20 protein-coding genes and 2 tRNA genes are annotated in these 23158 nt (G+C 57.2%); 3 read left to right on the top strand and 19 right to left on the bottom strand.

Annotation, left to right across the window (positions count from 1 at the left end):
- Window positions 1-53 precede the first annotated feature (53 nt).
- From G5S47_RS06780 to G5S47_RS06870, 19 genes are all read right to left on the bottom strand, one after another.
- Window positions 54-2504 carry an alpha-ketoacid dehydrogenase subunit alpha/beta gene (locus G5S47_RS06780; protein ID WP_219585448.1) on the bottom strand — a complete coding sequence of 817 codons (2451 nt, stop codon included), beginning with the start codon at window positions 2502-2504 and terminating at the stop codon, window positions 54-56.
- A gap of 32 nt (window positions 2505-2536) precedes the next feature.
- Complete coding sequence (lpdA, locus tag G5S47_RS06785; protein WP_006680216.1) at window positions 2537-3904, bottom strand: dihydrolipoyl dehydrogenase; 1368 nt, start codon at window positions 3902-3904, stop codon at window positions 2537-2539.
- A 19-nt stretch (window positions 3905-3923) separates the two neighbouring features.
- Window positions 3924-5276: a dihydrolipoamide acetyltransferase family protein gene (locus G5S47_RS06790; protein ID WP_006680217.1), complete on the bottom strand. Its 1353-nt coding sequence runs from the start codon at window positions 5274-5276 to the stop codon at window positions 3924-3926.
- A 10-nt stretch (window positions 5277-5286) separates the two neighbouring features.
- Window positions 5287-6033 carry a DeoR/GlpR family DNA-binding transcription regulator gene (locus G5S47_RS06795; protein ID WP_195225326.1) on the bottom strand — a complete coding sequence of 249 codons (747 nt, stop codon included), beginning with the start codon at window positions 6031-6033 and terminating at the stop codon, window positions 5287-5289.
- Between the two features lie 246 nt (window positions 6034-6279).
- Window positions 6280-6711 (bottom strand): RbsD/FucU family protein, encoded by a 432-nt coding sequence (locus G5S47_RS06800; protein WP_006680219.1) that lies wholly within the window; start codon window positions 6709-6711, stop codon window positions 6280-6282.
- Between the two features lie 15 nt (window positions 6712-6726).
- On the bottom strand, window positions 6727-7722 hold the full coding sequence (locus tag G5S47_RS06805; RefSeq protein WP_219585449.1) for a LacI family DNA-binding transcriptional regulator: 996 nt from the start codon (window positions 7720-7722) through the stop codon (window positions 6727-6729).
- A complete protein-coding gene (locus G5S47_RS06810; protein WP_219585450.1) occupies window positions 7697-9106 on the bottom strand; it encodes a rhamnulokinase in 1410 nt (469 codons plus the stop codon). Before G5S47_RS06810 ends, G5S47_RS06805 begins: the two co-directional genes overlap by 26 nt.
- Before the next feature lie 203 nt (window positions 9107-9309).
- Window positions 9310-11070, bottom strand: a complete 1761-nt coding sequence (locus G5S47_RS06815; protein WP_006680222.1) for an L-fucose isomerase — start codon at window positions 11068-11070, stop codon at window positions 9310-9312.
- A gap of 121 nt (window positions 11071-11191) precedes the next feature.
- Entirely contained in the window at window positions 11192-12238 is a 1047-nt protein-coding gene (locus tag G5S47_RS06820) for an ABC transporter substrate-binding protein (RefSeq protein WP_006680223.1), read from the bottom strand.
- A 94-nt stretch (window positions 12239-12332) separates the two neighbouring features.
- Complete coding sequence (locus tag G5S47_RS06825) at window positions 12333-13334, bottom strand: ABC transporter permease (protein ID WP_006680224.1); 1002 nt, start codon at window positions 13332-13334, stop codon at window positions 12333-12335.
- Window positions 13331-14851, bottom strand: a complete 1521-nt coding sequence (locus tag G5S47_RS06830) for a sugar ABC transporter ATP-binding protein (RefSeq protein ID WP_006680225.1) — start codon at window positions 14849-14851, stop codon at window positions 13331-13333. Before G5S47_RS06830 ends, G5S47_RS06825 begins: the two co-directional genes overlap by 4 nt.
- Before the next feature lie 526 nt (window positions 14852-15377).
- A tRNA-Asn gene (locus G5S47_RS06835) sits at window positions 15378-15452 on the bottom strand.
- Window positions 15453-15666: 214 nt separating this feature from the next.
- The gene (rplL, locus tag G5S47_RS06840) at window positions 15667-16047 is read right to left on the bottom strand and encodes a 50S ribosomal protein L7/L12 (protein WP_006680226.1); all 381 of its coding nucleotides are present in this window, start codon (window positions 16045-16047) and stop codon (window positions 15667-15669) included.
- Between the two features lie 90 nt (window positions 16048-16137).
- Window positions 16138-16659, bottom strand: coding sequence for a 50S ribosomal protein L10 (rplJ, locus tag G5S47_RS06845; protein WP_006680227.1), 522 nt, complete (start codon window positions 16657-16659; stop codon window positions 16138-16140).
- A 347-nt stretch (window positions 16660-17006) separates the two neighbouring features.
- Window positions 17007-17723 carry a 50S ribosomal protein L1 gene (gene rplA, locus G5S47_RS06850; RefSeq protein ID WP_006680228.1) on the bottom strand — a complete coding sequence of 239 codons (717 nt, stop codon included), beginning with the start codon at window positions 17721-17723 and terminating at the stop codon, window positions 17007-17009.
- Between the two features lie 68 nt (window positions 17724-17791).
- A complete protein-coding gene (gene rplK / locus G5S47_RS06855) occupies window positions 17792-18223 on the bottom strand; it encodes a 50S ribosomal protein L11 (RefSeq protein WP_006680229.1) in 432 nt (143 codons plus the stop codon).
- Between the two features lie 162 nt (window positions 18224-18385).
- Window positions 18386-19141, bottom strand: coding sequence for a transcription termination/antitermination protein NusG (nusG, locus tag G5S47_RS06860; protein ID WP_219585451.1), 756 nt, complete (start codon window positions 19139-19141; stop codon window positions 18386-18388).
- A 96-nt stretch (window positions 19142-19237) separates the two neighbouring features.
- Entirely contained in the window at window positions 19238-19531 is a 294-nt protein-coding gene (gene secE / locus G5S47_RS06865) for a preprotein translocase subunit SecE (RefSeq protein WP_006680231.1), read from the bottom strand.
- A gap of 34 nt (window positions 19532-19565) precedes the next feature.
- A tRNA-Trp gene (locus G5S47_RS06870) sits at window positions 19566-19641 on the bottom strand.
- Window positions 19642-19774: 133 nt separating this feature from the next.
- On the opposite strand from G5S47_RS06870, the gene G5S47_RS06875 reads away from it, so the two are divergent.
- The 3 genes from G5S47_RS06875 (at window position 19775) to G5S47_RS06885 (ending at window position 23133) form a co-directional block, all read left to right on the top strand.
- On the top strand, window positions 19775-20989 hold the full coding sequence (locus G5S47_RS06875) for a pyridoxal phosphate-dependent aminotransferase (RefSeq protein WP_219585452.1): 1215 nt from the start codon (window positions 19775-19777) through the stop codon (window positions 20987-20989).
- A 186-nt stretch (window positions 20990-21175) separates the two neighbouring features.
- A complete protein-coding gene (locus G5S47_RS06880; RefSeq protein WP_219585453.1) occupies window positions 21176-21985 on the top strand; it encodes an alpha/beta hydrolase in 810 nt (269 codons plus the stop codon).
- Window positions 21985-23133: an adenosine deaminase gene (locus G5S47_RS06885; RefSeq protein WP_257878432.1), complete on the top strand. Its 1149-nt coding sequence runs from the start codon at window positions 21985-21987 to the stop codon at window positions 23131-23133. The genes G5S47_RS06880 and G5S47_RS06885 overlap by 1 nt, the downstream gene beginning before the upstream one ends.
- Window positions 23134-23158: the final 25 nt, after the last annotated feature.

A 23158-nucleotide genomic window follows, 5' to 3' on the forward strand; every position in this document is an offset into this window, starting at 1 on the left:
ATGCCTGATGGCACCGGTGGGGCGAGCCGAAGCCCGCCCCACCGGGTCAATCATCAGAGACCGAGACGGTTGCGACGAGCAATCTCGCCTTCAGTCTGGTTCGACGAGGGCACATGGCCCGGGAGCGGAACAATGCGCTCGTGGATTGTGTCGATGATCCACTCGACCTGCGGGAAGAAGTAGGACTCCAACTCGGGGCCGGGGGTGATGCCGTTGCGCGAGCCGACAACCGCGATCGGCGCGTCGAGAGCGTCAAATGCGAGAGTCTGGACGTTCGCTGCAACGGTGTTGAGGAAGTTGCCACGCTCGACAGCATCGGAGGTGAGAAGCAGGCGACCTGTCTTCTTCACGGATTCGATGAGCTTGTCGTAGTTGAGCGGTGCGACGAAGCGGAGGTCGATGACCTCGGCGCTCATGCCGTACTTCTCCTGAAGGACGTCAGCAGCCTCAAGTGCACGGTAGATCGTTGCGCCGTAGCCGGCGATCGTGATGTCGGTGCCTTCGCGACGGATTGCCGGTTCACCTTCGGGGGTCTCGTAGTAGCCTTCCGGAACACCACCGGGCTCGAATTCTTCGCCCTTGTCGTACAGGAGCTGGGATTCGAAGAAGACAACCGGGTCGGTGCCACGAAGAGCAAGGTTGAGCATGCCCTTTGCATCGGTCGGCGTGGTCGGGAAGTAGACCTTGAGGCCCGGGATGTGGGCGGTCAATGCCGACCAATCCTGCGAGTGCTGTGCACCGTACTTGTTACCAACGGAGACACGGAGGACGAGAGGCATCTTCAGCAGGCCAGCGGACATGGACTGCCACTTTGCCATCTGGTTGAAGACCTCGTCGCCGCTTCGGCCGAGGAAGTCGCAGTACATGAGTTCGACAACTGCACGGCCACCGGCCATTGCGTAGCCAACGCCTGCGCCGACGATTGACGCTTCAGCGATCGGCGAGTTGAACAGACGACGGTACGGAAGCGCTTCGGTCAGGCCACGGTAGACAGCGAATGCGCCACCCCAGTCACGGTTTTCTTCGCCCCATGCGGCCATCGTCGGATCTTCCTTGAAACGATGGAGCATAGCTTCGAAGAGACCATCACGGAACTGGTACATCTTCATCTTGGAAACGGGCTTGCCGTTCTCGTCCTTAGCGGTGCGGATCTTGCGCGAGATCGCGGCGACGCGCGGGTTGTTTTCGAGATCAATCTCCGCTTCGCCTTCTTCCATCTTCTCGGTCGGCGTGTTCGAGAACATAACCGTGTCGATGTAGCCGTCGGCAACGCGCGGGCAGGTGTCTTCGTCGATGGCAAGCTTGAGGACCTTGACGAGCTTTTCGGTGAGGGCAGCGGTGTAGTCCTCAATATCGGACTGCGTGGTCAGACCGTTGGAGATCAACAAATCCGAGTAGGTCTTGATGCAGTCGACCTTCTCCCAGAGCTCGACCTCGTCCTTGGTGCGGTACGAGGAGGCATCCGACGGGGAGTGACCAGAGAAGCGGTACGTGATGGTATCCATGAGGACCGGGCCACGTCCCTCTTCGAGGATCTTCTTCTTGCGGGAGACGGCGTCGGCAACAGCCAGCGGGTTAATACCGTCGACGCGCTCTGCGTGCATAGCCTCGGGGTTGAGGGCTGCACCGACACGGGCGAGGATGTCGTACCCCATGGTCTCACCGAAGGTCTGACCGCCCATGCCGTAGAAGTTGTTGAAGAAGTTGAACAGAATCGGCGGGTTGCCACCGTCCTCTTCACGCCACAGCGTGCGGAACTGATCCATGGAAGCGAAGTTCATTGCTTCCCAGACCGGACCACATGCAAGGGCTGCGTCGCCGACGTTGGAGACAACGATGCCGGGCTTGCGGTTGATGCGCTTAAAGAGTGCTGCACCGTTTGCGACTGGAGCAGAGCCACCAACGATTGCGTTGTTCGGATAGGAGCCAAACGGCAGGAAGAAGGTGTGCATCGAGCCACCGAGGCCACGGTTGAAGCCGGACTTGCGGGCGAAGATTTCCGCGAGGGCACCGAAGAGGATGAAGTTCTCGGTGAGGTCCTTTGTGTCCTTGTAGTCGATCTTCTCTGCGAACGAGAGGGTCTCGCCGTCGAGGAAGGTCTTCATGATGTTTTCAAGCTCACCGTTTTCGATCTGGCGCATTGCCGAGTAGCACTTGGCAAGAATTTCACCGTGCGAACGATGCGAACCAAAAACCTGGTCATCCGGGGTCAGGACTGATGCCTGGCCAACGTATGCCGATTCCTGACCGATACCAAGGTGAGCCGGACCCCTGTGGTTGTAGGCAATGCCCTGCCACTCGCCGGTCTTTTTGATGGAGTCAAGCATGGATTCGAAGGTACGGACCACGATCATGTCGTGGAGCATGTTCACCATGCCGTCCTTGCCGTAGCGACCAAGTTCGGTATCGAGATCAAACGTGTACTGGTTCACCGGGATGTCCGGGAACTGGATATGACCTGTCGCGCGGACCTGCGACGGGTCGATGATCAGAGACTTCGTCATTGTGTCTTACTTCTTTCTTCGTCTGTGGAGGTTCAGAGCTTGACGGCCCAGGCAGCCTCGCGAATAACTTCGGAGACAGTCGGGTGGGGGAAGACAACCTGACGGAGGTCTTCGACGGTCAGTTCCATTTCGAGGACGGCCTGTGCGCCCCAGATCATTTCTGCTGCGTATGCGCCGAGCACATGGATGCCGAGGACCTGGTGGGTCTTCGGATCAACGAGGATCTTGGCTTCACCAGGAGCCTTGAAGCCGTTCTCCGCAATGAAGCGACCAGACATCTGAGCGGGGACCTTTGCAACTAGGACGTCGCGGCCTTCGCGCTTTGCAGCAGATTCGGTGAGGCCAACGCCTGCAGCCTCGGGAATGGAGAAGACTGCCCACGGAACAGTGTTCCAGCGCATAACCTCGCCAACCTTGCATGCATCGGGGTTGATGATGTTCGCGGAAGCAATTTCTGCCATGCGGTATGCGGCGTGTGCTAGCAGTGAACGGCCGGTGACGTCACCAATTGCCCACACGTTCGGCAGATTGGTACGCATGCAGTCATCGACAACGATGCCTCGGTTGATTTCGAGACCCGCTTCTTCGGCGCCCCAGCCAGCGGTTGCCGAGCGACGGCCAACAGCCATGAGCACGACGTCAGCTTCGAGGACCTTCTTTTCGTCACCCTTCGAGTAGTGGACCGTTGCGCCGTCGAGAGACTCAACGCGGCAACCGAGTTCGAAGGTGATGCCCTTCATCGCTGCGCGCATCTTGGCAGCCATGTCATCATCCATGAATGGCAGGATTTCCGGGGTCATTTCGATAATCGTGACCTCCGAGCCGAGGGTCGAGTACAGTGAAGCAAACTCGACGCCGATAACGCCACCACCGATAACGGCGAGACGCTTGGGGACCTCAGGCAGAGAGAGGATACCGGTCGAATCGACCAGGTGCGGGTTGTCCTTGACACCCGGCAACGGCGGAACAGCGGGAACCGAACCGGTTGCGATGATGACGTGCTCGGAAGTGTAGGTGATACCGTCAGCGGTGACCTTGCCGGGACCGTCGAAGTGACCACGTGCGGACACAACGGTGACGCCTGCTCGCTTTTCGGTTGCTGCAACACCGGAAACGAGGCCCTTAACAACCTTTTCCTTCCAGTCCTGCAGGCGACCCCAGTCGAGGGTCACGCCGGTTGCGTCAACACCGAACTGACCAGCTTCCTTGGCGTGCAGGTAGTTCTTTGCACCAGCAAGGAGGGTCTTGGTCGGGATGCACCCAACGTTAAGGCAGGTGCCACCAAGGTACTGCTCTTCAATGAGAAGAACCTTTTTGCCGGCGTGCCCCAGACGCTCGGCAGCAAGGTAGCCACCAGGGCCTGCGCCGAGGACAATTACGTCGTAGTGAGTTTCAGTCATTATGTGTACTCCTAATTACTCAAGCCAGAACAGTGACGTCGATGTTTTCGATAGCGACAACGAGGTCCTTCAGGAAGCGTGCGCCGTCGGCGCCATCAATGACCTGGTGGTCGATCGTAAGCGACAGGTTGATACGTTGTTCAACACCGATCTCGCCGTCAGCTTTGACAACCGGACGCGGCGTGATGGTGCCAACGCCGAGGATTGCGGTCTGCGGGCGGTTAATGACCGGGGTGAAGGTTTCGATGCCGAAGGAACCGATGTTGGACACCGTGAAAGTGCCACCACCAAGAAGGTCGGGGCTGATCGTTCCGGCGATGGCGTCAGCTGCGAGGCTCTTTGCCTGAGCAGAGAACTGCTTGAGCGACAGGGCCTGAGCGGAACGGATCACGGGAACCAAAAGACCGCGCGGAGTATCGGCTGCGAAGCCGAGGTGAACCTGCTCGAACTTGGTCAGGGTGCCATCCTCGAGGTGAGCGTTGAAAACCGGGTACTTCGGGAGCGTGCGGGACACTGCGAAGCAGACGAGGTCGTTCAGGGTGATCTTGTTGAGGCCCAGAGCTTCGTCCGAGTTCTTGACCTTCTTGCGCATCGCAAGAATGCCGGCTGCGTTGGCCGTCGTGTTGAGGGTCAGCTGTGCCGACTCCTGCAGGGATGCCATCATGCGCGAAGCAACAACCTTGCGGACACCCTTGAGCTTCTCGGAGGTGGAAGCACCCGGGAACTCTGCAGCAGGAATTGCAACTGCAGTCGCCACGACGGGAGCCGGAGCAGTCGGGTTTGCCAGATCAGCAGTCGTCACGCGACCACCAATACCGGTGCCTTCGCCAGTAGCCACACCTCCTTGTGCCTGCGCCGCTGAAGTGTACGCGGGGCCTGCTGCAATAGCGGCCTGAACATCACGTTCGATCACGCGACCGTGAGGACCGGAGCCCTCAGCAATCGCAGCGGTGTCAATACCCTTAGAACCGGCAAGAGCACGAGCACGCGGGGAGACTGCACCGGTCGCAGCGGTCGTAGCAAAGGACGGCGCGGGAGCTGCTTCTTGAGCCGGAGCGCTTTCCGCCGCTGCTTCAGCAGCGCCGGCCTCGTCTGCCGAATCGTCAGCGGGAACAAGAGCGGAAATATCTTCGCCGGGCTCGCCGACGATGATGAGCGGATCCTTAACCGGAACCTCGTCGCCCTCTTCCCACAGGATCTTCAGGACGGTACCGGCGTCAGTGCTCGGCACCTCCATTGTGGATTTGTCGGTCTCAATCGAGCAGAGAGTCTGGTCGACAGCGACGGTATCGCCAACCGAAACCTGCCATTCGACGATAATGCACGACTCCACAGAGTTGCCCAGCTGGGGCATCACCACGATGGTGGCCATGTGTTTCCTCCTAGACGATGCGTAGCTGCGTACGCTCGGTCAATTCCTTGATGGATTCTTCAGGAAGGTCGCCATCGGTAATGATGCCGGTGACGTCCTCAATTCCCATGAAGCTAACGAAGCCTGCTCGCCCAAACTTCGAAGAGTCTGAAAGCAACCAGGTTTCCTCCGTGCGCCCTCGCATGAGACTGCCAACATGCCCACCTTCAGCAAGCTGGGTTGTCAGACCTCGTTCGACACTGAATCCGTCAGTGCCAAGAAATACTAGGCGCGCGTTGAAGTCATTAATGGAACGCTCTGTAACAGGGCCGACCAAAGATTCGGTTTCAGCATGGAAGCTACCGCCGGTCAGCGTGACCCGAATATGCGGGTTCGGACGAGCATTCTGGAAAACAAGAAGAGAATTAGTAACGACCTGAACGCCACGACGTCCGGTCAGGTGCTTGACGACAAGAGCGCACGTCGTGCCAGCTTCGATCATGATGCGATCATCGTCGCGCACCATTTCGGCGGCCGCGCGGGCAATGCGCTCTTTGTCTTCGATTCGGTCAGACTGACGCAGTCGAATATTGCGGTAGGCAGTCGGACGAGCACCACCGTGGGTGCGAACAAGATGGCCCTCATCTTCGAGGTCCTTCAAAGTGGTTCTAATCGTGACAGGCGAAACGTCGAGTTCTTCAGCCAGGACGTTAACATTCACCTCGCCTTCAGCGGCAAGGCGATCAAGGATGTAACTGGTTCGTTGTGCGCGCCCCACACCCATCCCCTCTTCGTGAGCATCGATTAGATTGTCACTTTCGTTTCGGTTTTTACAGTCTAGCAACTAAAACGAAAATCAACAAGACCTGCCTCACAAGAAATAATAGCGACAATTCACTGAAAAACTCACGAAAATATACGCAATTTTCACTGATAAATCGCCAAATAACGAACTGCACTGTCGCTCAAACACTCAACGCGCTTGAACAACAGTGCAGTTTCGTATGAAAGTTCTACGAAAGACTCATTCTCCGGGCTGACGAACGCCCACAGTCAGCAAAAGATTGCCGTACAGGCGCTGTTCGCCAGTCGCCACAATGATGCCCACATCTTCGCTACGCGCTGCATCGTAGAAGTCGAAACGCGACAGCTCACCGAACTCGGTATCGGGCAACTGGGCCTTGAACTCGTCATGGATCGGGATCTCAACGGCCGGCTGATCGGGAGCCGGAACCATGATCTCTGCCTTCTCGATCGGGCAGACCTGCTTCAGAACTTCCAGAATCTGAAGAACGTCCAGCATGCCAGGAGCGAAGTTCAGCGAGATAAGCTCGCAACGCTCAGACACACCGGTGGTGTGCGGGTAGTTCGCATCAGCAAGCAGAATCTTCGAACCGTGGCCAGCCGCGGCCAGTGCACGCAGAAACTGCGGGTGCGTCATTGCTCCATAGATCATGAAGATCTGTCCTTTCTATTCAATCGAGCTGGACCGGATAATCAGCTCAGGGTCAATCGTCACATCCTCGCTCTTACCGCCGCGCATCATCGAACACACGATACGAACAGCAGCACGACCAAGGCGGTCAAAAGGCTGACGAACAGTCGTCAGCGGAGGGGCATAGCAATCAGCGCCATCAATATCATCGAATCCAACGACCTTAACGTCTGTCGGAATCTTCGCTCCCCGTTCGTGAATCAATCGCATGGCACCAAGCGCCAACTGATCATTCGCTGCTTGAATTCCCTGGGGAAGCTTTGCCAGCGAGCGCATAGCGTCATATCCATCTTGCGAATCCCACGAATATGACTCGATCACTTTGCCTTCGACTCCGTGTTCTTCGCACGAGAGTTTAAAGCCCTGCAAGCGCATGGAAGCATCAGACCAACCCGACGGGCCCGCAACATGAACGATGTCGGTAATACCTTGGCTCAGCAGATGATCAGTCGCTAGCTCTGCGCCTCGAACATTATTAATGGACACTGTCGAAATTCCATCCAAATCGTGTTCGCTAGTCAGCACCAAAACCGTCGGAACCCGCTTGCCAATCTGAATGGCAAGGTCAACGCTCGGGTCCTGTCCAGCAAGGATCACAACCCCATCAACATCGAATGGCGCCACGTCGTTATGCAGTTCACCATTTGGCACATATGCGTTTGAAAGCGACACGTGATAGCCGGCTTCAGAACCTGCATTCAAAACCGAAAGCAAAACCCTCGCATGCCCGTGAAACATCGGGGCAGCCAGCAAAACGTGCAGAACGCCCGTCCGATTCGACGCAAGCGCGCGCGCCGCGTAATTCGGTCGATACCCAACTTCAGTAAGGATCAAGGAAATACGCGCACGCGTCGCATCCGCAACCTCAGGATCACCGCGAACAACGCGTGAAACGGTATTCGATGAGACGCCCGCTAAACGCGCAACGTCTGCTAGCGAGACCTTCTTACCTGTTGGACGGCGTGTGGACATGGGTCTTTGCTGTTGCCGCAATCATCGCGGGGCGATCCGCGGGATCAAGGTGTCCAAGAAGTTCGAGTTGAGCAAGAAGCGAACCGAGAGTTGAAGCTTCAATCGGGCCGGCAACAACACGAACCTGCGCCGCTTCTGCCGTGAGATCGCACAGCAGGTGGTTGCGGGCGCCTCCACCCACAAGGTTCAGCTGATCGGGTCGCTCTCCTGAAATCTGAGTCAGCTCATCAATCGCACGCGCATAGCGACGAGCGAAGGATTCGATAATCAGGCGAACGTACTCGGGCATCGAGGTCGGATGCGGAGCACACTGTTCATCGAGGGCAACATCAATCTTCTGTTGCATCTCACCAGGCTCAGCAAAGCGCGGGTCATCCGGGTTGAAGAACACGGTGCACGGTGCACATTCACGGGCCTGCGCGACAAGCTCATCCGTATCAGTCGGAGTTCCTTCACGCTCCCACTGACGCTGGATTTCCTGAAGAATCCACATACCCGTGATGTTGAAGAGCGGGCGAACTCCCCCGTCAGTGCGAGACTCGTTCGTCAAACCACGTTCGTATGCAGCATCCGAGATCAGCGGGTGATCCTCAAGAGCACCAAGAACTGACCAAGAACCACACGAGAGGAAGTACGCGCGGACGCCTTCATCAATGGGTAGACCGTGAACTGCGCATGCGGAGTCGTGTGCACCACCGCGGACGACGGTCAGTTGCTCGAGGCCTTCGACGGTGCACTGCCCAACAGCGGTGAGGTCGTCATTCAATTCACCAACCCACGAGCGATCCAAGCCGAGGCGTTCGAACATGGCATCGTTGAATCGTGGTGAGCCCGGTTCACATAGACCCGAGGTAGAGGCGATGGTGCGCGACCAGCCCTTCACTCCGGAAAGCTTCCAGGCGAAGTAGTCAGGAAGGAAAAGAATCGAGTCGGTCTTGGCAGCAAGTTCTGGATCTTCCAACGTAAAAGCCAGAAGCTGGTTTGCTGTGTTGATCGTTGCCGGGGCGATACCCGACATTTCAAAGAATGTGCGATCATCAACGCGCGAGCGGAATTCTTCGTGTGTGCGCTCGGTGCGCTCGTCGCGGTAGGCACGAACCTTGCCAACTCGCTCGTTATTTGCATCGAGGGGAACGAAGTCAACACCCCACGTATCCACGGAAACAGACACCGAGTCCGGGAATTGTTCCACTGCCTTTTTCAAACCGATAACGGTCTGTTCCCACATCGTGTCAACGTCCCAAGTCAACGAACCCGTTTCGTCACGGATTGCCTGATGCTTGAAACGGTGAACGTCAGTGATCTCAAGACGGCCATCAACAATAGTTCCAGCTAGAACTCGACCCGAAGCGGAACCGAGGTCAACAGCAAGTGCGGTGGTCATTAAACGGGTCCTTCCTGGTACGGCAGGCGGGATGCTCATTTCGCGTCAATGCGAAGTGGCGACTTTGAGTGTTTTATAGCTTTATGGTCCGCGTCATCATTGAACGCTTGGGTGACTCTCAACATTGAGAGTCGGTGCGGTGGGTGAGCCCTAATGGGCTCACCCACCGCTTTGACTTTCGTCAGCTAACTGCGACTAAACAATCAGCGGTACATCGGACCGAAGGTCTCGCATGCACGGTAGTCCGCGCCTTCGAGATCAACGGTACCGAACAGCGACCATGCCTTCGGGCGGAAGATCTTTTCTTCCGGAACGTTGTGCATGTTGACCGGGATACGGAGCATCGAGGCAAGCGTGATGAACAGGGCACCGTTGTGACCGTAGGAAATCGCGCCGTGGTTTGCGCCCCAGTTGTTCATGACATCGTAGGTCGTCTTAAAGGCACCTTCACCGGTGAGGTTCGGAACGAACCAGGTAGTCGGCCATTCGATATTCGTGCGCTCTTCGATGGTGTAAGCAACTTCGTCAGGAAGCTCGACGGTCCAGCCTTCGCAGATCTGCATGACTGGCTTGCCGGCAACCAGGTTAATGCGAATCATGGTGACAGGCATTTCACCTTCAGTGCGGAAGTGAGTCGAGAAACCACCACCGCGGAAGTAACCTGTCGATGCTGGGTGGAAGGTGGTTGCCTCAAGGGTTGCCTTCTGGTCTTCTTCGGTGACCTCCCAGAACGGCTTGATGACGGGCTTACCGTCACGGGTTGCCTTGCCAGCACCGTCAAGGGTGGTGGAACCGGAGTTGCGCAGGTCAAGGAAGCCCTGTGCCGCGCGCCCTTCCGGCTTCCAGCCGGTGACGCGCTCGACGGACTCGGGGCTCCAGTAGGTGCGAACATCGGAGAAGATCTGGGGCGTATTGGTCAACAGGTAGCCAAACAGCATCGAAGCACCGTTGAGCGAATCGTTCTCGGTTGCAAGAACGTTGGGCTGACGCGGACCGGTCCAGTCGAAGTTCGTGTTCAGAATGGTTTCCATAACGTCACCATTCGGGAAGTGGTCGGTCCACTGGCGCTGTCCTTGGAAACCTGCGGCGATAGCACCGTGGCCACCAGCTTCTTCTTCAAAACCGAGCTCTGCAAGACGTGGGTTGCCGTTCATCAGGTCGCGACCGATCAAGGTCATCTTAGTGACGAACTTCCACCAGTCCTCATGCTTCTCTGGGAACTGCCAATCTTCGGGGTTCCAGTCCTTGCCCTGCTTGAAGTTCTCGCGGATCCAGGTGTAAGCCCTCTCGTATTCTTCCGGATCGTAGATGCCTTCTTCAATGCGGCGGGCGAACTCGGACATGTCGATGTATTCGTTGCGCATTCCAAGGTAGGCACCGAAGAAGTCAGGGTTGACGACAGAACCAGCAATACCCATGGAAACCGAGCCCATGGACAGGTATGCCTTGCCACGCATCTGGGCAACTGCAAGACCAGCGGTAGCGTAGCTCAGAAGACGCTCACGAACATCTTCCGGAATGGAATTGTCATCGCCATCCTGGACATCCTTGCCGTAGATGCCGAATGCGGGGATACCGATCTGTGCGTGCCCAGCAAGAGCTGCTGCCAAGTAGACAGCGCCGGGGCGCTCGGTGCCGTTGAAGCCCCAGATTGCGTGCGGCATGGTGGCATCCATGTCCGTGGTTTCAGTGCCGTAGCACCAGCAGGGGGTAACGGTCAGGGTCAAGCCGACATTGTTGACGCGGAACTTGTCAGCGCAAGCCATTGCTTCGTGGACACGACCAATGGTGGTGTCAGCAATGACGCACTCGACGGGGGTGCCGTCGGTGTAACGGAGGTTTTCGGAGAAGAGCTTGGCAACAGCCTCAGCCATGCCCATGGTCTGCTCTTCGAGGCTTTCGCGGACACCGCGACGGCGACCATCGATTGCCGGGCGGATACCGATGCGGGGGTGATCAGTCATTTGTTCCCTCATTCCTTGATCAAAACTTCATTGTTGAGTGGGGGGCGATTCACACCCCTCGGATCCTACGTGTGAGTTGGGGCGGGCCCGAGTGAATGAGCCCACCCCAACTCAGTCAACATCACTCGTAGAGGTTCGGAGCGACCTTGTCAGAGTCGATGTTGGATGCGTCGTACCAGTAGAAGCCGGAGTCAATCGTCTTCGGGAGTGCGATGCCGTTGATTGCCTGGATGGCTGCAGTGACGGTCTTGTAGCCCATGAGCTTCGGTGCCTGGGTGATGGCGCCGGCCTGCGTGCCGTCCTTGATTGCAGCGATCTGGGTCTTGCCGGAGTCAAAGCCGACAACGGTCAGGGTCTTGCCGGACTCGTTAGCACCCTGGATGGCGCCGGAAGCTGCTGCTTCGTTGGAGCCGTACATGCCGACGATGTCGTCGTTTGCCTGGATGATGGCCTTGGAGGTGTCAGCTGCCTTGCCGACCTCGCCTGCAATCTGCTCTTCGAGGAGCTTCAGGCCCTCGGGTGCGTTGGCCTTGAAGTATTCCTTGAAACCATCGCAACGCTGCTTGCCGGTGGTGGAGGTTGCGTCGTGGCAGATCACGCCGACGGAGCCGGTCTTGCCATCGAGCAGTTCGATCATGTGCTTTGCGGCCTCAGCTGCTGCTGCCTTGTTATCGGTCGAAACCGTGGTCAGCGGGAGGTCGGAGTCAACACCGGAGTCGAATGCGACCAGCGGGATGCCTGCGGACTCAATCTGGGTGAGTAGCGGGGTTGCTGCGCCCGAGTCGAGAGCTGCAAGGCCGATAGCTGCCGGGGAGGTGTCGAGTGCTGCCTGGAGCTGGTCGAGCTGCTGGGTCACCTTGGTCTCATCGTCGGGGCCGACGAACTGGATCTTGTAGTTGAACTCCTTGCCGGCGTCCTCGGCGCCTTCCTTCACTGCCTGCCAGAAGCGGTGCTGGAAGCCCTTGGAGACGAGGTAGATGGTCTTGGTGCCATCGCCAGCAGGAACTTCGTCAGACTGCTCGGTGACCTCTTCCTTTGATGCGGAATCGGAGCCCGATGCCGCTGCGTCGGAACCCGACTCGGAGGTGTTCGAGGTGGAGCAAGCTGCCAGGCCGAAGGCCATGGTTCCGGCTGCTGCGACTGCAACGATACGGCCGATGGGGCGCATGTGTTTTTCCTTTCGTGGGGGCCAAGAAGACGTTTGCCTTCTTGAGGGTGTGAATCAAACGCCTATGTAAGATTCACGGATTCAATTGGTTTTATCAGGCTGCGTTCTCGCGAGCGCGGCGGATGTTGTCAATGAAGACTGCGAGGAGAACAACGATACCGGTAACGACCAGCTGCCATTCAGAAGCAACACCCATCATCGTCAGGCCCTTCTTCAGGGTTTCCATGATGAGTGCACCAACGAATGCACCTGGGATCGATGCGCGGCCACCGGAGAGTGACGTGCCACCGATAACGGTTGCTGCGATGACGTTGAGTTCGAAGCCGACGCCTTCAGCGGGCTGGACGAAGCCGAAACGTGCCGAGTAGAGGATTGCGCCGATTGCCATGAAGACACCAGCGGTGATGTAGATGATGACCTTCCAGAGGCGGACGTTCACACCGGAGAGGCGGGTTGCTTCCTCGTTCGAGCCAATGGCCAGAGCGTAACGACCAAGGAGGGTCTTGTTCAGCAGGAACGCTGCAAGAATCGTCAAGATGATGAAGATGACTGCTGCGTTCGAAACGCCCGGGATGATCGAACCGGTGGATAGTGCGATGTAGCCAGGGTTTGCGATCGAGATCGTGGACTTATCGGAGATGATCAGTGCCAGACCACGGGCCACCATCATCATTGCCAGTGTTGCAATGAACGGCGGAAGACCGAGAATCGAGATGTTCAGGCCGTTGATCAGACCAACGAAAGCACCGAACAGGAGAACGAGGATAAGACCGACCCCCAGGGGCAGGTTCAGCCAGTCAGCCGACAGGAAGACACCGGCCATAACGGCGACGAGGGTCATGCCCGTACCGACCGAGAGGTCAATGCCGGATGTTGCGATAACGAACGTTGCGCCGAGAGCCATCACGCCGGTGTAGGCGGCCTGCAGAAGAATATCGGTAAAGATCTTCGGCTGCGCAAAGTTCGGGGCTGCGAACATGAAGTATGCGTAGATGATGACCAGTGCGATGATCACCATGACTAGCTGCATGTTCGATTTGAAGAAGGCTGCCACCGGGCTGGTGGACTTTTCCGCCTTAGTAGCTGCGGTGCTCACGCGAGAACTCCATTCGCTTCTTCCTGACCAACGGTGGCCAGTTCCATGATGTTTTCCTGGGTGGCGACCTCGTTGTCGAGTGTGCCGATGATGCGGCCGTGGGCCATAACTGCGATGCGGTTTGCCAGGCGCAGAACCTCAGGCAGTTCGGAGGAGATCACGATGATCGCCTTGCCCTGCTTGGCAAGAGCCTCCAGAAGTGTGTAGATTTCATCCTTCGCGCCAACATCGATGCCTCGGGTCGGTTCGTCGAAGATCAGCACGTCGGAGTCGCGGACAAGCCACTTGGCGATAACGACTTTCTGCTGGTTACCACCAGAGAGGGAACGAACTTCAGTGTGAATCGAAGGGGTACGAGTGCGGAGCTTCGCGACGTATTCCTGAGCTACTGCGTCGATCTTCTTGGAGTTGATGACGCCGGCACTGGTGAATTCGCTCATCGTAGCCATTGCAGTGTTGTCTGCGATGGTCTTGTCGAGAAGAAGACCGAACTGCTTACGATCTTCGGAGAGGTAGCCGATGCCAACCTTAACGCCGTCAGCTGCGTTGCGGATCGAGACCTTCTTACCGTTGATGTAGACATCGCCGGAAGTGTGGGGGTCAGCACCGGAGAGAGCGCGAGCAACTTCGGTACGACCTGCGCCAACGAGACCTGCGAAGCCGAAGATTTCGCCCTTCTTAACCTCGAAGGACACATCGTGGACGGCCTTCTTCGTGGACAGGTGCTCAACCTTCAGAACTGCTTCGTCAGACAGAGGCTTAGTGGTGGGGCGAGCATCAGCCGGAACCTCGCGACCAACCATGAGGCGAATAACCTCGGAGAGTTCGGTGGCCTTGGTATCGACGGTGCCGACGTACTCACCATCGCGCAGAACAGAGATGCGGTCAGTGAGCTCCTTGAGCTCAGGCATACGGTGCGTGATGAAGATCAGGCCGGTTTCCGGAGTAATGAAGTTGCGAACGAGCTCGAACAGGGATTCGGTCTCAGTCGTGGTCAGAGGAGCTGTGGGCTCGTCCATGACCAGGATCTTCGTTGACTCGTAGGAAAGTGCACGGGCAATTTCAAGCATCTGCAGACGGGCAACCGTGAGGTCACGGCAGGTGTCCGCCGGGTTCAGGTCCATGTTCAGGCGCTCGAACAGCTCCTTAGCATCCTTGTTGAGCTTGCGGTCGTTGATGACCGAGCCTTTGTGGGAGCCAGCACGACCGATGTACAGGTTCTGCGCAACCGTGAGGTCTGGAATAATGTTGAGCTCTTGGTGAATGATGCTCAAACCCAGATCACGAGCATGGTTGGCGTTCTTGACATCAACCTTCTGCCCCTGGAGCCAAATCTCACCGCCCGGATCCGCCTTATGGATACCAGTGAGAACCTTCATCAGCGTCGACTTACCGGCGCCGTTCTCACCACAGAGACCCAAGATCTCGCCAGCGTTAAGGTCAAGGTCCACGTTGGACAACGCCTTGACGCCAGGGAATGTCTTTGAGATCCCCTTTAACTCAAGTAACTTTGTCACTTCTCACCCCTTGGGTACCGATCACTACAGTGTGGCCGGAGTTTGTTATCTGAAACTCGTTAGCGCTACCGAAACAAGCCCCAGGAATCGCCCTCATTGGCGTGTGATAAGCCTACGACAACTGAGAGCGCCTTTGAAATCGAAAATGACGCTCCGTTATTAAATCGTTACCGCTAACGAAAAGGACTCGCGAGATATCAACAAAAGCACCCCGAGAGCTTTCACGCACTGACCTAACGACCATTTCAATTGGACATATTTGCATCTCCAACCTGCAAAAATCTGTCAACAAACAGCAGATTCCAGTGGGGACGATTCACTACACACGAACGCAAGGGAGCGAGTTGCGTTCGCCCCTCCGCTAGTCAACGACGAGGCCGGGCACATCAAATAGCGACTCCCCCACAGTGCCCGAAGGTACGAGCCAAAGCACCCTGGCCAAAACACTAAAATTAAGACACAAAAATGGGCATTAGACCCAAGAAACTGGGGCTTCAGTGAGTTACTCACCGAAGCCCCAGTTATGTGGCTCCCGCGACTGGATTCGAACCAGTAACCGTCCGATTAACAGTCGGATGCTCTGCCGTTGAGCTACGCGGGATTGCGACCTGTTAATTATGCCGAAGTTCAACCGCTGATTGCAAATTGACTCTGCGTGGTGCGCGCCTCATTTTGAAACACAGCATAAACAGGACCTCATCAGGCAAAAACTGTCCCCCGGGAATCACTCCCAGGGGACAGTTTCAAGCGAATGAATCGCTGAAGCGTTTCTTACCTTCTATGCGCACAAAGACACGTCAGGTAAGAAGACGAAATCACTTAAGGGTGACCTTGCCGCCTGCTTCTTCGATTTCAGCCTTTGCCTTCTCAGCGTCGTCCTTCTTGGCAGCTTCGAAGATGGTCGACGGTGCGCCGTCAACAAGATCCTTGGCTTCCTTCAGGCCGAGACCGGTGAGGTTCTTGACAGCCTTGACAACTGCGATCTTCTTATCACCTGCGGACTCGAGGACAACCTCGAACTCGTCCTTTTCTTCAGCAGCTTCAGCAGCAGCCGGAGCAGCAGCAACGGCGACAGCAGCCGGAGCAGCAGCGGTGACGTCGAAGGTCTCTTCGAAGAGCTTGACGAAGTCAGAGAGCTCGATGAGGGACATTTCCTTGAAAGCTTCGATGAGCTCATCGTTGGAGAGCTTTGCCATGATTGGCATCCTTCCTAATTGGCCTGCCTTGCGAGCAGATTGTTGGTGAGTTCCACGCGGTTACGAATCGAACGCGCGGGGCCTGTCGCTTCAGGCCGCTTCGCCCTGCTGTGCACGCAGAGCATCGATGGTGCGCACCGTCTTGGACGGGAGCGCGTTGAATGCGTACGCCGCCTGCGAAATCTTCGCCTTGAGGGCGCCGGCAGTCTTGGCCAGCAGAACCTCGCGGGATTCCAGATCAGCAAGCTTCTTAACACCCTCAACGGACAGCGCTACGCCATCCATTGCGCCCGACTTCAGGACGAGCTGGGGGTTTTCCTTGGCAAAATCACGCAGCGTCTTGGCAGCCTCAACAGGCTCACCGGTGACGAAAGCAATAGCGGTCGGACCCTTCAGGTCCTCAGCGAGGAAGCCGAGGCCGACTTCCTGTGCCGCCAGCCTTGCCAGCGTGTTCTTCACCACGGCGTAGCTCGCGTTTTCGCCCAGTCCGCGACGCAGCTGCTTGAGCTGGCCAACGGTCAGGCCGCGATACTCAGTGAGCAGGACAGCGTCAGACGCGCGGAAACGTTCCACGAGTTCGGCAACTGCTGCTACCTTGTCAGACCTCGCCATGGTCCTCCTTCCAGATAAGTGACCACCGAGTAATGAAAAAGCCCGACACGTAGGTTCGTGTCGGGCATAAATGTCCGGTGTAGTCATTGCTGACTAGTCACTCACCTACGTCGACAGCTTTCGCATTTCATCTCAGTTTCCTGAGAAACCGACGGTCTTCGGCAGTGACCAGACTAGCAGGATGGGGTGAAGCAAATCCAGTCGCGACGATGTGCAGTAGGGCACGCAGACCTCAATACTCACTCACACAACCCACGAACATAAAACGTGAGTGGGCTTGATTGGTGTTTAAGCCAATCAAGCCCACTCATACGTCAATGTTTCATTCCCCTACAGGGAGTTCAACATCAGGAAGCGTCAGCAGTTGCGACGTTCTTCGTCTTCGTGGCATCGAGCGGGATGCCCGGGCCCATCGTGGTGGAGACGGTTGCCTTCGAGATGTAGCGCCCCTTGGCGGAAGCCGGCTTCAGACGAAGGATTTCGTCCAGGACAGCGCCGTAGTTCTCGGCGAGCTGTTCTGCGGTGAAGGAGGACTTGCCAACAATGAACGCAAGGTTCGAGTGCTTGTCGACGCGGAACTCAATACGACCACCCTTGATCTCCTTGATCGCCTTCGCGACGTCCATGGTGACCGTGCCGGTCTTCGGGTTCGGCATCAAACCACGCGGGCCGAGGACGCGACCGAGGCGACCAACCTTGCCCATGAGGTCCGGGGTTGCAACGGCGACATCAAAGTCGGTGTAGCCCTTAGCAACCTTTTCGATGAGCTCGTCGCCACCGACCTCGTCAGCACCAGCGTCGATTGCATCCTGCGCACGCTCACCAACAGCGAAGACCAAGACCCGGGAGGTCTTGCCGGTGCCGTGAGGCAGCGAGACGGTGCCACGCACCATCTGGTCAGCCTTGCGAGGATCAACACCCAGTCGGAAGACGACCTCGACGGTCGAATCGAACTTGGTGACGGTGGTCTCCTTGGCCAGCTTCATGGCCTCGAGAGGGGTGTAGAGAATGTCCGCGTGAATCTTTTCAGCCGCGGCGCGGTAGCTCTTGGAGCGCTTAGTCATTCTGCTTCTTCTCCTTGCAGTTGTGGGTTCCGGGCAGCGCATGCCCTACCACGGGAAATAGTTTGGGGTCAGCCTTCGACGACGATGCCCATGGAGCGGGCGGTGCCGGCGATGATCTTGGCTGCAGCTTCGATGTCGTTCGCGTTGAGGTCGACCATCTTTGCCTGTCCAATTTCGCGAGCCTGGTCCATAGTGATGGAGCCAACCTTCACAGTGTTCGGGGTGCCGGAGCCCTTCTGGAGGCCAGCGGCCTTCTTGATCATTTCGGAAGCCGGCGGAGTCTTCAGAACGAAGGTGAACGTACGGTCTTCATAAACGGTGATTTCAACCGGAACGATCGAACCACGCTGCGACTCAGTTGCAGCGTTGTAGGCCTTCGTGAACTCAACGATGTTCACACCGTGCTGGCCCAGTGCAGGACCAACCGGAGGTGCAGGGGTTGCGGCGCCGGCTGCGATCTGAAGCTTGATCAGGCCGGTGACCTTCTTCTTCGGTGCCATATTTCGGGTCTTTCTTGTTCAATTACCAGAAGAACGGAATTCCTTCTGGTTGCATGTAGAGGCAGGGCGCTGAAGGCGCACTGAACCCACTACACACGAAGTGCAATGCTATCGCGCACCCGCCCATGTTCCCAAGTTCGGGTGCGCGACTTCACTCTTTGGTCAGTCTTCGCGCTTGGCAACCTGGTCGAAACCAAGTTCAAGCGGAGTCTCGCGTTCGAAGATCATGACGAGAACCTTGAGCTTCTCGGTCTCGGGCGAGATCTCGGAAATAGTCGCTTCCAGCGACTCGAACGGACCATCGATGACGGTGACGATCTCGCCAACCTCGAAGGCCACGCGGATCTCTTCCTTGACCTGAGCCACGGCAGGGACCTGCGGGCCAGCTTCTTCAAGGATGTTGTACTTCAGCAGATCAACGACCTCATCGATGCTGAGCGGAACCGGGTTGTGCTGGTCTCCAACGAAGCCGGTAATAGCCGGGGTGTCCTTGACCATGCGGTACGACTCTTCATCAAAGTCCATGCAGACGACGACATAGCCAGGAATACGAACGTGGCGAACACGCTTCTTCACCGAACCACGGAACTCGGTGATGTACTCATCCGGAACCTCGACGCGGAAGACCTTATCGGTCATGTTCTGGCTTTGAACGCGTTGTTCGAGGTTCGCCTTCACCTTGCGCTCGTGACCGGAGTAGGTGTGCAAGACGTACCAGTCACCGGGGATCATCATGATCTCGTTGCGGAACTTCTCGAGGGGATCAATGTCGCCCTCTTCTTCGCCAGCTTCAGCTTCTTCAGCTTCAACCGGCTGCTCAACGCTTCCGGCTTCTTCTTCCGCCGCTTCAGCGGGGTTTTCGGTCAGTTCAGCCTGGGCGGCCTCGTCGATTTCGACAGGCAGATTCTCTTCACTCACGCGTTCCTCCTGGATGCTAGTTTCCTAGCGGAAAATTGAGTGCCGAAGGCTAGAAGAAACCCGCCTGCAGTATCTGCGGGCGGGTTCGCATCAGCTTCAGCTGAATATCAGTGCGTTCAGTTTACCGAATCCAAGATCCAAAAGACCAGTGAAAGCCATGATTACGGCCACAAAAACGACCACGACAACGAAGTAGGTCCACGTTTCAGAACCACTCGGGTAGACGACCTTCTTCATTTCTTCAATCACTTGAAGGAAGAAAGTCCACATCCTCACGAAAATATTCGGCTTCTTCTGAGCCTCTTTTTCGTGGGAGTCACGGGACGGCGTAGCGCCAGACTTCGTGCGATCTGTTTTCGCTGGCATGTGTGATGCCGTTGCGTCAGCCACGGAACCCCTCCTGAATTCGTGCCCAGAATATGAGTGGCAGGGCAGGCGGGACTCGAACCCACAACCGCCGGTTTTGGAGACCGGTGCGCTACCAATTGCGCCACTGCCCTACTGCACGCCGTAGAACGTGCGGGAACGAGTTTATGGAAAATCTCTTCAACTGTCCAACTGGGGAGTGTCGCAAACTGCTTGATATTCGGAATTAGACTACCGAACAGCCCCATTTAATGCGACGATAGTCCTATGAGCACAACACCTCGATCGCGCGTCAGCGCACGCTTTTCCGCTATCACCCCTTCAGCCACTCTCGCGGTTGACGCGAAAGCGAAAGCCCTGAAGGCTGCGGGTCGTCCCGTCATCGGCTTCGGTGCAGGTGAGCCGGACTTCCCCACCCCTGACAATATTGTCGAGGCCGCCGTCCGCGCAGCGCGCGAGCCGGCGATGCACCGCTACACTCCGGCGGCCGGCCTTCCAGCTTTGCGCGAAGCAATTGCTGCAAAGACTCTGCGCGATTCCGGCTACGAAGTTGATCCGTTGCAGGTGCTGGTCACCAATGGCGGTAAGCAGGCCGTATTCCAGGCTTTCGCTTCCATTTTGGATCCGGGGGACGAGGCTCTTCTTCCGACTCCCTACTGGACGACCTATCCGGAAGTCATCAAGCTTGCCGGCGGTGTCACGGTTCCCGTTTTCGCTGGTGCCGATCAGAATTACAAGGTAACCGTCGAACAGCTCGAAGCTGCTCGTACGGAAAAGACGAAGCTTCTGTTGCACTGCTCACCCTCGAATCCGACCGGCACTGTTTACACTCCTGCAGAGGCTCGAGCGATTGGCGAATGGGCTCTTGAACACGGCATTTGGATTATCACCGACGAAATCTACGAGCACTTGCTCTATGAAGATGCCGAGCCGGCTCATATGGTGAAGCTTCTTCCAGAGCTTGCCAATCAGACCATCGTGTTGAACGGTGTGGCGAAGACCTACGCAATGACCGGCTGGCGTGTTGGTTGGATGATCGCTCCGACTGACATTGTGAAGGCTGCAACCTCGTTCCAGTCGCATTTGACCTCGAACGTATCGAATATGGCTCAGCGTGCAGCCTTGGAAGCTGTCACTGGCCCTCTCGACGCTGTCCATTCCATGCGTGAGGCATTCGACCGCAGGCGCAAGACCATGATCTCGATGCTTTCCCAAATCGACGGCCTCGATGTTCCGACCCCGAAGGGTGCGTTCTACGCCTACCCGAACGTCGAGGGCATTCTGGGTCGCGAAATCCGTGGCAAGGTCCCCACAACGTCGGCTGAGCTTGCCGACCTGATCCTCGAAGAGGTCGAGGTTGCTGTGGTGCCCGGCGAAGCGTTCGGCCCATCTGGCTTCATTCGTCTCTCCTACGCCCTGTCTGACGGCGACCTTGTTGAAGGTGTCGGCCGCATTCAGGAGCTTCTGGCGCAAGCACACTGAGGCTAGGCCTTACTAGCACCTCCCCAGGACAGGACCTCGCGCCCAGGATCTCGAACCCACACAGTGTCTGCATTCTGTTCACGCTTGACATGTCTGGACGAACGGGACGGCTCTGAGAACCGCACAGGTTCTCAGAGCCGTCCCGTATTCGGTACACACTGCCTTCCACCTGCCACAATAGAGTGCATGAATATCCAGTATCGTTCCGCGTCAACGCTCGCCCCGAAGGGCACCGTCTTGCTCTGCCACGGATATGCCGAGCACTCGGGCCGTTTTCTTCGCCTGCACGACGAACTTATTGAAGCTGGATACGACATCGCGTTCTACGATCACTATGCTCACGGCACATCCCCAGGCCCACGTTCGCAGGTTGATGTTGGACGCCTGATTAAAGACCATCTAGATGCTCGACGCATTGTGTTGGCGCATGCACGCACATCAGACCTCTTCCTCTTTGGTCATTCCATGGGTGGTTTGATTACCGCCGCATCGCTTCTTCTGAACCCCTCGAACGTGAACGGTGCGATCTTGACGGGCCCAGCATTCCGCCCGCTTCCTCCGTTGCCGGCTGGCGCGGCTCGCTTACTGCTTCCGCTTGCGCGCGTTTTCCCCGCTTTGACGGCGCAGAAGCCTCGCTCAGCAGATGACCCTTCCGTCCTCTCTCGCGACCCCAGAGTCCAAGAAGCGTTCGATGCTGATCCACTCAACTACACGGGCGGAGTTCCTCTGATCACGGGGGCAACAATGATCACTCAGGGCGACCTTGTCCTGAAGAATGCTCACCGCGCCAGGACTCCTATGCTGATCCTTCACGGAAACGCAGATAAGTTGGCATCGTTGAACGGCTCAAAGACTTTCATTCAGAACGCACTGGCATCACACCCTGATGCTGATATTCACCTACGAATCATTGACGGCGCGTACCATGAGGTCCTCAACGAACCCGAGGGTCCAGGCCTGATTAAAGACATCGTCGCCTGGCTGGACAGGCACTGATGTCCCAGTTCGTCGCCTCGTCGCCTATCCACCGATTCACTGACCAGGCCAAACGCGCACGCCCAACCCAACCGAATCTGACTGCCCCGGCGCACCAAACATCTGGTCGACGCGATTTATCGCGCCTACCGAAAGCGCATCTGCACCTGCATTTCACTGGAGCAATGCGCCCGCAGACTCTGATTGACCTGGCCAATGAGCAGGGCGTTCGCTTGCCCAGCCACCTTCTGGCCATCGACCCGTTAAAAGTCCCCGCCGACGGACGAGGCTGGTTCCGCTTCCAACGTTCCTACGATTCTGCGCGTCATCTGGTGCGCTCAGAATCCGCCATGCGACGCATCGTCCGCGAAGCTGTAGAAGACGACGCGAAAGAGGGCTCGGTTCGCCTTGAAATGCAGGTGGATCCGACCTCTTACGCCCCGTGGGTTGGTGGCATCACTCCGGCCCTCGAAATCATCCTTGACGAGGCCCGACAGGCGTGGCGCGATACGGGCGTGGAAGTGGGAATTATCGTTGCCGCATCGCGTATCCGACATCCTCTTGATGCCCGAATTCTGGCACGATTAGCCGCGCAATATGCTGGCGAGGGTCCGGGCACGGTCGTCGGTTTCGGCTTATCGAATGATGAACGCGTGGGCACAACCAGCGAGTTTGGCGCGGCCTTCGGCATCGCACGGCGCGCAGGACTGGCTTCTCTTCCCCACGGTGGTGAACTGCTAGGACCCGAGTCGGTACGCAATGTTGTCACCGCGCTCAACCCGGCACGACTCGGCCACGGCGTGCGTACGACGGAAGATCCAGACCTGCTTCGCAGGCTCATTGACGAAGGCGTTGCTTTCGAAGTCTGCCCGACCTCAAACGTCCATTTGGGGGTCTACCAGGACTTTTCACACGTTCCTCTGCCTGTTTTTATGAAATACGGGGCAACGGTGGCACTGGGTGCAGATGACCCGCTGTTATTCCGTTCGCGACTGGTCCAACAGTACGCACGAGCACGCGACACCTTTAGTCTGTCCGATCAACAGATCGCAGACTTGGCTTCTCAGTCAATCAACGCTTCCCTGGCATCAAGCGCTTCGAAGAACCAATGGCACGCCCACATTCAGGCGTGGCTCAACACACCCCCATACGACGGTCACACCGACTAAGCGGGAGCCTCGCAAACCGTCGGGA

The sequence above is a fragment of the Schaalia turicensis genome (assembly GCF_019380255.1).
GTDB classification, from domain to species: Bacteria; Actinomycetota; Actinomycetes; order Actinomycetales; family Actinomycetaceae; genus Pauljensenia; species Pauljensenia turicensis_A.

Coding starts and splice junctions, on each gene's coding strand:
- G5S47_RS06780 (WP_219585448.1), bottom strand. CDS start 2,504: ATGACGAAGTCTCTGATCATCGACCCGTCGCAGGTCCGCGCGACAGGT.
- lpdA (WP_006680216.1), bottom strand. CDS start 3,904: ATGACTGAAACTCACTACGACGTAATTGTCCTCGGCGCAGGCCCTGGT.
- G5S47_RS06790 (WP_006680217.1), bottom strand. CDS start 5,276: ATGGCCACCATCGTGGTGATGCCCCAGCTGGGCAACTCTGTGGAGTCG.
- G5S47_RS06800 (WP_006680219.1), bottom strand. CDS start 6,711: ATGATCTATGGAGCAATGACGCACCCGCAGTTTCTGCGTGCACTGGCC.
- G5S47_RS06805 (WP_219585449.1), bottom strand. CDS start 7,722: ATGTCCACACGCCGTCCAACAGGTAAGAAGGTCTCGCTAGCAGACGTT.
- G5S47_RS06810 (WP_219585450.1), bottom strand. CDS start 9,106: ATGACCACCGCACTTGCTGTTGACCTCGGTTCCGCTTCGGGTCGAGTT.
- G5S47_RS06815 (WP_006680222.1), bottom strand. CDS start 11,070: ATGACTGATCACCCCCGCATCGGTATCCGCCCGGCAATCGATGGTCGC.
- G5S47_RS06820 (WP_006680223.1), bottom strand. CDS start 12,238: ATGCGCCCCATCGGCCGTATCGTTGCAGTCGCAGCAGCCGGAACCATG.
- rplL (WP_006680226.1), bottom strand. CDS start 16,047: ATGGCAAAGCTCTCCAACGATGAGCTCATCGAAGCTTTCAAGGAAATG.
- rplJ (WP_006680227.1), bottom strand. CDS start 16,659: ATGGCGAGGTCTGACAAGGTAGCAGCAGTTGCCGAACTCGTGGAACGT.
- rplA (WP_006680228.1), bottom strand. CDS start 17,723: ATGACTAAGCGCTCCAAGAGCTACCGCGCCGCGGCTGAAAAGATTCAC.
- rplK (WP_006680229.1), bottom strand. CDS start 18,223: ATGGCACCGAAGAAGAAGGTCACCGGCCTGATCAAGCTTCAGATCGCA.
- G5S47_RS06875 (WP_219585452.1), top strand. CDS start 19,775: ATGAGCACAACACCTCGATCGCGCGTCAGCGCACGCTTTTCCGCTATC.
- G5S47_RS06880 (WP_219585453.1), top strand. CDS start 21,176: ATGAATATCCAGTATCGTTCCGCGTCAACGCTCGCCCCGAAGGGCACC.
- G5S47_RS06885 (WP_257878432.1), top strand. CDS start 21,985: ATGTCCCAGTTCGTCGCCTCGTCGCCTATCCACCGATTCACTGACCAG.